We start from the raw sequence: 12,623 nt of genomic DNA, 5'->3' as shown, positions 1-12,623 counted from the left end.
GCCGGCGTTCCGATTACGTCAGTTTGGATCCACCAGTTTCGGTACCCTTGCAGCGCCCCGCCCGCAGAAAGGATGCCGGCGATCATGACCGCCAGCCAAAAGTTGGGCATCGCCCGCCAGATGATTCCAAATCCGGAGGCGAAGTAATCAGACCAGGTGTTTGCCCGAAGGCCGGCAAAGAGGCCAATCGGGATGCCAAACAAGAGTGCGATGACGACCGACCAGAAGCCCATCCAGACAGTCGCCGGCATTCGACCAATGAGGAGTTCGCCGACGCCCGTGCCCCGCTGGATCGTCCAAGACTGGCCGAAATTAAACGTTATGAGATCCTGTAAGACCTTCCGGTACTGGTCCCAAAGAGGGACTGGTGTTCCATCTGGATAAATGAGGCCGAGCTGGATCCGAAGCTGTTCAGCGGCCATCGGTTCGGCGTCCCGTCCCAGAATCGTCAGCACCGGGTCGATCGGACCGAGATACATCACCATGAAGGCGATAGTGAGACCGAACAGCATCACCGGAACGCCAAGCGCCAGCCGTTTGAAGAGATAGAGCAGCCGGTTCATGCGTCTAGATTTGAATCGTCAGAAAAAAGGTGGTCTCGGTCCGCCAACTCGGCCAGATCGACTTGCGGATGTTTTTGGCTATACTCCCGTTCTTTCGTCGGTATCGCCACCGCAAGTATGGATGCGAGAACGGTGTCGAAAAGATGGTGAAGGGGCTCAGGAAACCTTGCGAGTTCTTCACGGGTCGGCTTCCCTGATGAAACATTATTGAATACAAATTATATCTTGGGCCAGGTTAAGTATATTACGACAGCGAAGAAAAATGCAGTCCTGAGAGAGGTCGCTTATTCCGGGATGTATTCGTAGTAGGTACTCGCTCCGCTGGGGAAGGCTGCAGGCGGCGTGAGGTGGAATCCCTCCTCGCCACGGCCTTTGAAAACGTTAGCGATGAACTGTTCGTGGTTGATTACGTACGCCATCGCCTGCCGGACCGGCTTTGGCACCTTCTCCATGTTGAAACCGACGAAGAAGGTATTGATCGATGGGGTCGCTGACATATTGACCGTCTTCCCGTCTCCAATCGGACCGTAGGTCCCAAAGGACTGACTGCCTTCCTCTTCCTCGATGGTGACCTTGTCCGGATCGTACTGCTCGGTCGGGATGCCGGACACGTCGGCATTTTCGTTGAGGAAATAGTTGTATGAGGCAGTTGGCTCGGTGATAATGGAGTCATGGAGCTCGTCCATGACTGGCTCGGGACCATGGTAGTCCTCGAATTTCGAGGCCCGGAACACGCCTCCGTTTCCGGACTGCCACTCTTCGAAGACGAATGGGCCACTACCGACTGGATTCGTCGAGAAATCCTCCCAGACCATATCGCCATCCTCGTACCCTTCAATGTCAGCGACAATCCCCTCAGGAACTGCGGAGAAAGCGGAATAGGCGAGGACCGAGAGCGTATGGGCGAACGGGTTCTGGAGCGTGATTTTGAAGGAGTACGTTCCGGTCTTTTCGATGGCGGTCGACCCCGGAACCACGTTTCCGTCCTCGTCCTTCTCGTGGTCGATGGCCAGCACGCTGAGTGGGAAGTAGGTATTCGTCGAGTTCGGTGACTCCACCAGTCGCTGAATCGAGTATACCAGGTCGTCAGCGGTAATTTCGCCGTAATCTCCGTGGAACTGCATGCCCTCTTTGAGCGTGAATTCGAACTCCGTCGCGTCGTCGCTTACGGAGTAATCCTCGACGAGTAGCGAGCGCACGTCGGTCGTTCCATTGTGGTAATTCATCGGCGCGTCGAACATATTCATGACCTTCCCGCCACTCGCCGTATTACCCGAAGCAATCGGGTCCAATGAATTGAAGGTCGCTGAAATGCCGTTAAACGTTTCTTTACCGCCGAGATCGTTCACGGCGATGTTCTCCTTTGAACGCGAGGGGCCCATTCCTCCCGGCGCGTCGTAGTCGACATGGTCGTACCAGAACAGCTGGTCGACTCGATGGTAGATGGGAATCAAACCAGCGGAATCCCACATGGCCTTCTCCATTTTAATGCCCGCGTCGTTCCGGATCTCCTGGGCTTCTTCGGTGTTTTGTGGGTTGTTCTGGATTCGGTCGAACTGCGCAGTCATATACTCCCGAATCCGGTCGTCGCCCATCGCGTCTTCGGACCAAAACAGTCGAGAGCCGTTCGGTGTGTACCCCTCCGCGTCATAAATCGTGTTCTCCGGGTCGATCAGCTGCAGGAAGTTCTGCGCGGCGGGATAATCAGCGATCCAGCCGAGCGTGTAGGCCATGTGCTCGCCCTTTTCAGTCTGGTTGAGGAGAGCCCCGAAGTCCGCGTCGCTGATGTTCATGTCGATATAGGCGGAGTCAAGGCGTGAGCGGATCGTATTGGCCATCTCCTCCCAGGCCGGGCTCTGGTACTGGACCCAGTCGAGTTCGAACCGGTTGTCCGGTCCGTACCCAGCTTCCTCCATCACCGCCTTGGCCTCCTCGACGTTCGTCTCGTTGGCTCCGTACGGATACGTGTCCGATGGGGTATATTCGCCTTCGCCTTCTTCGGTCGTGGTTTGCTCACCTTCGCCACCATCCTCAGCACAGCCTGCCATGCTGGCAGTCAGGGCGGCAGCCCCGGTTGCTTCGAGGAAACGGCGCCGATTGAGTTTGCGGCTGTTTGGCATACCAAGAGGACCAATATTGTGAAGCGTTATAAAAATTGGTGTCAGGGCGGGTAAATCAGCGACCCAGTGGGCACTAGGTATTCCCGTCAGCCCCTATTTTAAGTGGTAGACGAGTTGAGGAGGCCGAGTTTCGGCCAGCCAGTGTCGTAGCCTACATATGCCCCCATCCTGTAAACCGGTCACATGAAGGTTGCCGACGCGATGACACCCCGGGCCGACGTAATAACGGTCTCGCTCCCCGGGACCAGAGACGATGTCCTGGAGTACCTCCAGGAGCGGTCGTTCTCCTCGGTTCCGGTCGTCAAAGAAACCGAGGACGGAGAGCGGTACCGCGGACTTGTTTCCCGGGAAGACCTGATCAAACGACCGAACGAGGATCAGTTAGCGATCCTGATGGAGGACGTCCCCACGACCTCGAAAGACGCCACACTCCACGAGGTCGCCGAAACCATCGTCGAAACCGAGCAACGCCGAATCCCGGTCGTCAACGGCGGGAGTTTGGAGGGTATGATCACCGTCACGGATATCGTCCGTGCCATCGCCGACGGGGACGCCGACGGCAACATCGAGGTCGGGGAGCTAGCGAGCCCCGACGTGAACACCGTCTACGTTGGGACGCCACTCACCGTCGCCGAACGAGAGATTGCCTTCGCGAACGTGCCCTATGCGATCGCTCTCGACGACGACGGTGAGATGGGCGGCATTATCACTGAAGTCGACCTCATTGACGTCGCCCAGGTGGTCGAAGGCGAAGACGCAACAGGCGACAGTATCGCCAACCAGGACGATGAGTGGATGTGGGAGGGAATCAAAGCCGTTGGCAACCGCTATCTTCCAACCCGAGACGTCGAACTGCCGAACGAGCCCGTTCGGGAGTACATGAGCGACGGCCTCGTCACCGTCAACAGCAGTCGGACCGCTAAAGAGGTCGCCGGAGTGCTCCTTGACAACGACATCGAACAGGTCCCGCTCCAGCGCGGGGACGAACTCGCCGGCATCGTCCGGGACATCGATCTGCTCGCGGGCATATGAAAGCCCTGGCCGAACTCGCAAAGCGACGCGGCTTCTTCTTCCAGACGGGATCGGCCTACGGCGGCGTCTCGGGGTTTTACACCTACGGTCCGCACGGCGCCACGCTCAAGGCCACAGTCGAGTCCGCCTGGCGGGAGCGCTGGGCGACCCGCGAAGGCCACGACGAAATCGACGCCCCGACGATCATGCCCGAAGCCGTCTTCGAGGCCTCGGGTCACCTGGACGGCTTCGACGACCTGTTGGTGGAGTGCCCGGCGTGTGAACAGAGCCACCGGGCCGACCACCTCGTCGAAGGCCAGACGGACATCGCAGAAGCCGAGAGCTACACGGCCAAAGAGATAGAGGGACTCCTGGCCGAGCACGGCATCACCTGTCCAAGTTGTGGCGCCCCACTCGCTGAAGAACCGGTCGAGCAATTCAATCTGATGTTCGAGACGGCAATCGGTCCCGGATCGACGAACCGGGGCTACCTGCGACCGGAGACCGCACAGGGGATCTTCGTGGACTTCCCCCGGCTCAGGGAGTACGCCCGGGGAGAGTTACCGTTCGGCGTCGCCCAGATCGGCCGGGCCTACCGCAACGAGATCAGCCCGCGAAACGCCATCGTCCGAACCCGGGAGTTCAATCAGGCCGAACTCGAGTTGTTCTTCGATCCCGACGAGGACGAACCGGACCTCGAGAGCGTCGCCGACGTCGAAGCCCCACTTTTCAGCGCCGAAGCGCAGACCGCAGACGGCGAGCCGTCGTTCCAAACAATCGGAGCGGCCGTCGAATCAGGCCCGATCGCCGACGATTGGGTCGGCTATTACGTGGGCGTGGCCACAGCGTGGTACGACCGGATCGGCATCGATCTCGATCGAGTGCGGTTCAGACAGCATCAAGCGGCCGAACGCGCTCACTACGCACGGGACTGCTGGGACGCCGAAGCCGACGTGAGCGGCCCGGGCCAGGATCCAGAGTGGATCGAACTTGCTGGCATCGCCAATCGGGGCACCTACGACCTCAGTCACCACGAGGCCCACACCGACGAACGGTACAGGGTCTTCTCGGAGTACGACGAACCCCGGACCGTGGAGCGAGCCAGCGTGGAACCGGACATGGCTGCGCTGGGCCCCGAGTACGGCTCCCAGGCCGCAGACATCGCTGCAGCCCTGGAAGACCTCGCCGAAACTGACCAGAGGGCCTTCGAGGGCGAGACCGTCGCCGTCGAAGTGGACGGTGAGACCGTCGAAATCCCGACCGAACAGACCGGATTCGCGGTCGAGGAGGTCACCGAACGAGGCGAGCAGATCACCCCCCACGTGATCGAGCCCTCCATGGGCATCGACAGGACCGTATACACGATTCTGGTTCACGCCTACGACGAAGACGAGATCGATGGCGAGGAGCGCACCGTGCTTCGCCTGCCGCCCGAAATGGCGCCAACCCTTGTCGGCGTCTTCCCCTTGATGGACAAGGACGGTCTGGGCGAGCAAGCCCGAAATCTCGCTGCCGACTTACGGGCGGTCGGCCTGTCGGTGACGTACGACGACTCGGGGGCAATCGGGCGTCGCTACCGCCGCCAGGACGAGATCGGAACCCCGTACTGTGTCACGGTGGACTACGAAAGTCTGGACGATGGAACGGTGACGGTTCGGGATCGGGACACGACCGACCAGGTCAGAGTGGGCATCGATGAACTGGCTGCGACCCTCGCTGCGCTCCAGGACGGCGAGTTGGCGTTTGATCAGCTGTGAGCGAACCTGGGCGTCGGCTTGTCCATGCTAGCGGGAGTACCGTTCCGCTGTTTTACGTCCTCGACGTGCTCACCTGGCCGCAGGTCCAGGGCGTTGTGGCCATCGCTATGACCGTCGCCACCGTCCTCGAAGGGCTCAGATTGTCCGGCTACCTCGACTTGTGGGTCTACGAGCGATTCACGCGGGATTACGAAGCCAACTGGCCGGCCGGATACGCGCTTGCACTCGTGGGCGCGACGATCACGGTGTTCGTGTTCCAACCGCTCGTGGCAGTCCCGGCCCTCCTCATGCTGACCATCGGGGACCCCATCAGCGGGATCCTCTCCAGTGGGAGCCTCGAGGTGAAGCAGGGCTATGTTCTCCTTGCTACCTTCGGCGTTTGTCTCGGCATTGCCGGCCTCCTGCTCGTTCCACCAGTCCCAGCAGTACTGGGTGCGAGTGGGGCAACGGTGGCTGACGGCGTCAAACCGACGATCGCCGGCTACGTCATCGACGACAACCTCACGATCCCGGTGGTCGCCGCGGCAGCGATGCAGGCTGGACTGATCCTCGTCTGAGAGACACGAACCCTTAACCGCCAGACCGAACAATTTATCGAAAGATGGCTGCAGGACGGACGGACTCCGTGGACCACCCGCTGATCGAGGCGGGAACGATCGAAGACCGGCCCTACCAGAGCGATCTGGTCGAGGCGGCCGGCTCAGCCCATACGCTCGTCTCCCTGCCCACCGGACTCGGGAAGACAGCGGTGAGTCTCCGGGTAACAGCGGACCGACTTGCGGACGATTCTGACACAAAGGCCGTCCTCCTGGCCCCAACCAAACCCCTCGTGGAGCAGCATGCGGCCTTCTATCGAGAATCACTCGTGATTCCCGACGACCAGGTCGTCGTTTTCACGGGCGAAACCCGGCCGGAAAATCGAGCCGAACTCTTCGCGGACGCACGGGTCATCGTTGCCACCCCGCAAGTCGTGGAAAACGATCTGCTGGGTAATCGGATCGACCTCTCGAACGTCGTCCACCTGACGTTCGACGAGTGCCACCGAGCGACCGGGGACTACCCGTATTCCTATATCGCCGAGCGCTATTACGAGGCCGCCAGGGACCCGTTGGTAACTGGAATGAGCGCCTCTCCCGGTGACGACGAGGAGGCGATCAGAACGGTGATGGCCAACCTGGGACTCCAGGGGGTGGCAGTAAAGACCGAGTCCGACCCAGACGTGGCCGAATACACGCACAACACAGATATCGAGTGGATCACGGTCGAACTCCCCGAGGAGGTCCTGGAGATCCGTGATCGACTGCAGGGAGTGCTCACGGATCGACTCAAAACCCTGGCGGACCTGGGGGTGACAAACTCGACGGATCCACAGATCTCCCAGCGGGACCTCCACGAGATCCGGGCGAAGCTCCAGCGGTTGATCGACCGGGACGACTCGACCGGCTACGAGGGAATGTCCGTCCATGCCGAGATCATGAAGGTAAAGCGGGCCGTCGAGTTGGTCGAAACCCAGAGTGTCGACGCCCTCGAGCGCTACTTCGATCGCCAGCGCAACGCCGCTCGCTCCTCGGGAGCCTCGAAGGCCAGCCAACGGTTCGTCTCGGACCCAGAGATACGTCGAGCGATGACCATGGCCCAGAACTTCGAGGATTTGCACCCGAAGTTCCGACGGGTCCGAATCCTCCTCGCTGAAACCCTGGGGATCAAAGGCGGCGAACGGGTGATCATCTTCACCGAGTCTCGGGACACCGCCGAGGCGCTCACGGAGTTCCTCTCGGAGGGCTTCGAGGTCGAACGGTTCGTCGGTCAGGGTGACAAGGAAGGGTCCTCGGGCATGACCCAGACCGAACAGACGAGTGTCCTCGAAGCGTTTCGGGCGGGCGAGTTCGAGGTACTGGTCTCGACGTCGGTTGCCGAGGAGGGACTGGACGTCCCAGAAGTCGATCTGGTCTGCTTTTTCGAACCCGTCCCGAACGCGATCCGGTCGATTCAGCGCAAAGGTCGGACCGGTCGGCAAACCGAGGGCAAAGTGGTCGTCTTGATGGCCGATGACACCCGCGACGAGGCTTACTACTGGATCTCCAAGCGCCGCGAAGAGGAGATGGCCGCCGAACTCGAATCGCTCAGGGACGCCGCCGAGGACCTCGAGGCCGAGTTCGCCGGACAGGTCGAACTTGAGTCCTTCAACGGGCCCTCGGAATCAGGGGGCGACGGACCCACGGCAGCCGACAAGTCGGGCCCATCGGCCACGACAAACGGTTCTGGAGAGGACCAGGCTGGAATCGGTGACTTCGACGCCGAAGAAAAGCGTGGAGTCACAGAATCGGACGACGATCCGGCCGAAGAAGCAGCCGAACGCCAGTCCGGACTCGTCGCCGAGGCTGGTGCGAACGACCACGTCGAAATTGTCGTCGACCAGCGCGAACTCGACGCAAGCATCGCCCGGACCCTTTCAACGAGCGGTGGCGTCGAAACTCGTTTGGAAACGCTCGAAGTCGGGGACTACGTGCTCTCGGACCGGGTGGCCGTCGAGCGCAAGACAATCGCCGATTTCCTCTCGACGCTCCTAGACGGGGATCGAGCACTCTTCGACCAGGTCGGGGACCTCACCCGTCACTACGGGCGACCGGTGTTGCTGATCGAAGGCGAGGGAGATCTCTACAGCGAGCGGAATGTCCACCCGAACGCCATCCGGGGCGCCCTCGCCAGCTTGGCCGTCGATTTCGGGATTTCCGTCCTCTTTACCCGGGACGAGTCCGACACGGCGAGCCTGCTCGAAACCATCGCCACCCGGGAGCAGGAAGAGCAAGACCGAGCGGTGAGCGTGCACGGTGAGTCGGCCGCCAAAACACTCCGCGAGCAGCAGGAGTACGTGGTCGCCTCCATCGCGGATATCGGTCCCATTACGGCCCGATCGTTGCTGGACGCGTTGGGCAGCGTCGAGGCGGTCCTGACCGCGGACGAGGAAACACTCCAATCGGTCGCGGGAGTCGGTGAGGTAACAGCCGAACGGATCCGGGAGGTCGTCGGAAGCGACTACAATTCCCAGTAGGACCGGTCGATTACGGAACCACAGTCAGCGTGACACGTTCGCTTCGCAGGACGGTTTCGGCGGCGCTTCCCAGGATGGCCCGCTCCACTGGGCCCGGGGGCTCCTCGTGGCCCATCACCACATGGTCGTACCCCCGCTCGGCGACCAGATCGAGGATGTCCTTGCCCAACCGATCAGCCGGCCGGAAATCGAGATCGAGTTCGGGCGAGACTTCGAGTGACGTCTCGACGTCGGCCGTGTCGAGAATCCGTTGGGTCCGGCCAAGGACGGGAGCAGTTGCTTCGGGCTCCTCTGTGGTGATATGGACCGCATCAAGCCGAGCATTGAACGGCGCAGCGAGGTCTAAACCAAAGGAGAGGGCTCGAAATCCCACGTCGGTGCCGTCGATCGGGACCAGGATATGATCGATTGCCATCTTACCGGCCGTGAAGCGTAGCGAGTGTCTCTGCGGCCTCCCGAGCGGCTTCAAGGAGTGCCTTGGCCTGGTGGGGATCCTCGCTCTCCCGGGCCCGGTTGGAAAGGGACACGATCGTCTCCGAGAGGGACGTTTCGGCCGCTGTCTGTTGGGACCCAGTCACCGATACACCGCCTGATTCGGTGGCTGGCTGGGTTGCCTGGGTCTGCTGTGCTCCGCCCAGTTCGGCTGTGCCGGTCGACGCCGCGCCCACCGATTTGTGCGCGGCGGGATCGGTCTGAACCGATGAGGCTGACCCGGAAACAGATTCAGGGTCGGCTCGTTGGTCGGTCGAACCGGCCTGGTCCACCGAAGTGGGCTGCTCGGCTGTTGCCGTGTCACCGTCCTGGGCAGTCGCTTCCTCACCATCCTGGGCGCCCGTTTCCCCACCGTGTTGGGCGTCTGCTTTCTCGCCACCCTGAGCCTCGGCCTGACAGGTCGGACAGAACTCCTGGCCCTGGTACCGGAAAATGGGCGATCCACAGGTGTCACAGTGCTTGTTCGTCATCGTCGCCCCCTGGAGCAACAGTTGGCTCATGCGCTCGGTAACCTCCCGATCCGCCGAGTCAGACTCGTATTTCTCGCGAAGCCGTTCCCGTTCGGCTTCCTTATCGAAGTTCTCGCTCATTGTTCTATGCGTCGGGCCGGGAGGGTTAAAATTGCGTGGCTGAGCCATGCCTGACCTCCGATCTGCCCAGAATCGCCGAGCCCGGCAGTTTTTATCCGGGGACGGACTACCTTCGCCCGATGCAGATCAGGGACCTGTCGGGGCTACCAGACGGGGTGGCCGAGCACTTCGCCGAGTCCGGCATCGAAGAGCTCTATCCGCCCCAGGCCGCGGCCGTCGAGGCCGGCGTTCTCGACGGCGAAAGCGTCGTCGCGAGCGTGCCGACCGCGAGCGGGAAGACACTCGTCGCGCAACTCGGAATGCTCTCAGCCATCGGGGAGACAGAGGGAATGGCCTTATACATCGTTCCGCTACGGGCCCTGGCAAGCGAGAAAGCCGCCGAGTTCGAGGCCCTCCAGCAGTTCGATCTCGACGTGGCGGTCTCGACGGGCAACTACGAAAGCGACGGAGACTGGCTCGGAAACGCCGACATCGTCGTCGCGACCTCCGAAAAAGTCGACTCGCTCATCCGAAACGGAGCAGAGTGGATCACGGACCTCGGCGCGGTCGTGGCCGACGAGGTCCATCTGGTCGACGACCGGACCCGGGGCCCGACCCTGGAAGTAACGCTGGCGAAACTCCGCTCGCGAGTGCCCGACCTCCAGGTGATCGCCCTTTCGGCGACCATCGGCAACGCCGACGAAATCGCCGAGTGGCTCGACGCCTCGCTCGTCGACTCGGACTGGCGACCGATCGAACTCCGGACCGGGGTGCACTACGGCGACGCGTTGCACCTCGACGATGGGACGACCACGGAACTCCCGACCGGCTCGAACGACCAGACCGAAGCCCTTGTCAATGACACCATCGAGGAGGAGGGCTCGGCCCTGGTGTTCGTCAACTCCCGGCGAAACGCCGAAGCGGCGGCTCGACGGTTGGGAGACGTGACAGAACAGGACCTTTCGGCCGCGGACCGGGACTCACTCCAGGAGTTAGCCGCGGAAATCCGGTCAGTGAGTGACACTGAAACGAGCGAGGACCTGGCAGCGGCGGTGGAGAACGGCGCGGCCTTTCACCATGCCGGACTCGCTCGGAACCACCGGACTCTCATCGAGGACGCGTTTCGGGACCGGCTGATCCGGGCCGTCGCAGCCACGCCAACCCTCGCCGCCGGAGTAAACACACCGAGTCGCAGGGTCGTGGTTCGTGACTGGCGACGCTATGATGGCTCGACGGGCGGGATGGCCCCGCTTTCGACGTTAGAAGTCCACCAGATGTTCGGCCGGGCCGGCCGCCCTGGCCGAGACCCACACGGAGAGGCCGTCCTGCTCGCGAACTCTCACGATGAACTGGAGGAGCTGTTCGACCGCTATATCTACGCCGAGCCGGAACCGGTCCGGTCGAAGCTTGCCGCCGAGCCAGCACTTCGCGCCCACGTGCTCTCGACGGTCGCGACAGGCTTCGTTCACACCCATGACGGGCTGCTCGAGTTCCTGGGCGAGACGCTGTATGCCTCTCAGACGGACGACCCGTCCCGGCTCGAGCGCGTGACCGAAGACGTGCTGGACTACCTCGTCGCAAACGAGTTTCTTGTTCGGGACGGACCGGATTTGAGCGCCACCCCAGCGGGCCATCTGGTCTCCCAACTCTATCTCGATCCGATGTCCGCGGCGATCATCATCGACGGGCTCCGGGCGGGATCTGGGGATCCAGCACCGCTCGGGCTCTATCATCTCGTGAGCCGCACACCGGACATGTACGAACTCTATCTGAAGTCCGGTGATGCCTCGACCTACACCGAGATCGCCTACGAGCGCGAGCCAGAACTGCTCGGTAAGACGCCCTCGGAGTTCGCCGAAGGCGAGTTCGAGGACTGGCTCTCGGCGTTGAAGACTGCCAAACTCCTCGAAGACTGGGCACAGGAACTCGACGAAGACCGGATCACCGAGCGCTACGGCGTCGGTCCGGGCGACATCCGGGGCAAGGTCGAAACCACCGAATGGCTCCTGCAAGCGGCCGAACGACTGGCCGGGGAACTCGACCTGAGCTCCGCGCCCAAAATCCGTGAGGCCCGGATCCGGGTGGAGCACGGAATTCGCTCGGAGCTCCTCGATCTGGTCGGGATTCGTCACGTCGGCCGCAAACGGGCCCGTCGGCTCTACGACGCCGACTTCGAAACTCGCGAGGACCTGCGGCACGCGGACAAGAGTCGTGTGCTCGGGGCACTGAAGGGGCGGCGAAAAACCACTGAAAAGGTCCTGGAAAGTGCCGGCCATCCCGATCCGGGTCTCGAAGACGTCGAGTCGACAGGGTCGGACACGGGTGGTTCAGCCGGCGAGAGGGGGCAGATTCAGAGCCATAGCGACCGGGCCGACGGGGGGCAACAGGCCGACGGGACCCAGGCCAACCTGGGTGAATTCGAATGAAGACCGTGACCGGCCGGGTTTGGATCGGTGACGGTGACAGCGAGGAGCACCGTGCCGAAACGCGGGGCGCCTTTGACTCCCTCGAATCGGTTCTGTCCACCTTCCGGACCATCAGTGAGGAGTACGACGTGCTGCTCCAGGCCTTTGACGCCCGGTACATTGCCGGCGAGGCGCACCTCCAGGCGGCACTCGATCACGCAAAGCGGTCGATGAGGCGGGGTGAAAACGTCGCCGACGAACTCGCCGTCGAAGTCCTCTTGTATGCCGCCGGGCGCCGTCAGATCGACGAGGCGATGACCCTCGGGCTCAGGACCGGGGAGCAGTCCGTGATCGTCTTGCTCGAAGGGGACCGAGCCGACGCAGCGGTTGGGGCCGTCCGTGAACAGCTTGATCCCGGTCCAGTCGAGCCAGAGGAATCGGCGCTCACCGAATACTTCGAGATCACTCCGGCGGAGCGAGCGGCAACGACAGGTGACCTTGGCGACCTGGTCCGCGAGCGGGTTGCACTGCTGGACGTCGAAAAGTAAGCCTGGTTCCCAGACAGCACCGAAACCAGGTTGCCCCCTGACAGGTCCGAAAGCTGGCTGGCAAATCTCTCGGGCCCGGAGAGAGCGACAGTGGTTGATACTGATT

Annotated in this window: 10 protein-coding genes; 6 read left to right on the top strand and 4 right to left on the bottom strand. The window is 62.0% G+C overall.

Going from position 1 to position 12,623, the window contains the following annotated elements; genetic code table 11:
* Both V5A26_RS05885 and V5A26_RS05880 read right to left on the bottom strand, forming a co-directional pair.
* The coding region (locus tag V5A26_RS05885; RefSeq protein WP_332322265.1) for an ABC transporter permease at window positions 1-563 on the bottom strand (563 nt) is incomplete at its 3' end.
* 284 nt (window positions 564-847) lie between these two features.
* A complete protein-coding gene (locus tag V5A26_RS05880) occupies window positions 848-2,683 on the bottom strand; it encodes an ABC transporter substrate-binding protein (protein WP_332320584.1) in 1,836 nt (611 codons plus the stop codon).
* Window positions 2,684-2,866: 183 nt separating this feature from the next.
* Between V5A26_RS05880 and V5A26_RS05875 the strand changes: the two genes are divergently transcribed.
* From V5A26_RS05875 to V5A26_RS05860, 4 genes are read left to right on the top strand one after another with little or no spacing between them, the layout of a single operon-like run.
* On the top strand, window positions 2,867-3,715 hold the full coding sequence (locus tag V5A26_RS05875; protein WP_332320585.1) for a CBS domain-containing protein: 849 nt from the start codon (window positions 2,867-2,869) through the stop codon (window positions 3,713-3,715).
* Window positions 3,712-5,451 (top strand): glycine--tRNA ligase, encoded by a 1,740-nt coding sequence (gene glyS, locus V5A26_RS05870; RefSeq protein WP_332320586.1) that lies wholly within the window; start codon window positions 3,712-3,714, stop codon window positions 5,449-5,451. Before V5A26_RS05875 ends, glyS begins: the two co-directional genes overlap by 4 nt.
* Window positions 5,448-6,008 (top strand): dolichol kinase, encoded by a 561-nt coding sequence (locus V5A26_RS05865; RefSeq protein WP_332320587.1) that lies wholly within the window; start codon window positions 5,448-5,450, stop codon window positions 6,006-6,008. The genes glyS and V5A26_RS05865 overlap by 4 nt, the downstream gene beginning before the upstream one ends.
* Before the next feature lie 44 nt (window positions 6,009-6,052).
* Complete coding sequence (locus V5A26_RS05860) at window positions 6,053-8,503, top strand: DEAD/DEAH box helicase (RefSeq protein ID WP_332320588.1); 2,451 nt, start codon at window positions 6,053-6,055, stop codon at window positions 8,501-8,503.
* Window positions 8,504-8,513: 10 nt separating this feature from the next.
* Here the strand turns inward: V5A26_RS05860 and V5A26_RS05855 are convergent, their stop codons facing one another.
* Together V5A26_RS05855 and V5A26_RS05850 are read right to left on the bottom strand one after the other, a co-directional pair.
* Window positions 8,514-8,918: a universal stress protein gene (locus V5A26_RS05855; RefSeq protein WP_332320589.1), complete on the bottom strand. Its 405-nt coding sequence runs from the start codon at window positions 8,916-8,918 to the stop codon at window positions 8,514-8,516.
* A 1-nt stretch (window position 8,919) separates the two neighbouring features.
* Window positions 8,920-9,585 carry an Sjogren's syndrome/scleroderma autoantigen 1 family protein gene (locus tag V5A26_RS05850; protein WP_332320590.1) on the bottom strand — a complete coding sequence of 222 codons (666 nt, stop codon included), beginning with the start codon at window positions 9,583-9,585 and terminating at the stop codon, window positions 8,920-8,922.
* Window positions 9,586-9,704: 119 nt separating this feature from the next.
* Here V5A26_RS05850 and V5A26_RS05845 point away from each other — a divergent pair, with 119 nt between their 5' ends.
* Together V5A26_RS05845 and cgi121 are read left to right on the top strand one after the other, a co-directional pair.
* Window positions 9,705-11,990 carry an ATP-dependent DNA helicase gene (locus V5A26_RS05845; protein ID WP_332320591.1) on the top strand — a complete coding sequence of 762 codons (2,286 nt, stop codon included), beginning with the start codon at window positions 9,705-9,707 and terminating at the stop codon, window positions 11,988-11,990.
* Entirely contained in the window at window positions 11,987-12,517 is a 531-nt protein-coding gene (gene cgi121, locus V5A26_RS05840) for a KEOPS complex subunit Cgi121 (RefSeq protein WP_332320592.1), read from the top strand. The genes V5A26_RS05845 and cgi121 overlap by 4 nt, the downstream gene beginning before the upstream one ends.
* The last annotated feature ends 106 nt before the right edge of the window (window positions 12,518-12,623 follow it).

Source organism: Halodesulfurarchaeum sp. (genome assembly GCF_036626455.1).
Taxonomy (GTDB): domain Archaea; phylum Halobacteriota; class Halobacteria; order Halobacteriales; family Halobacteriaceae; genus Halodesulfurarchaeum.
This window is presented reverse-complemented; position numbering and strand designations above follow the sequence as displayed.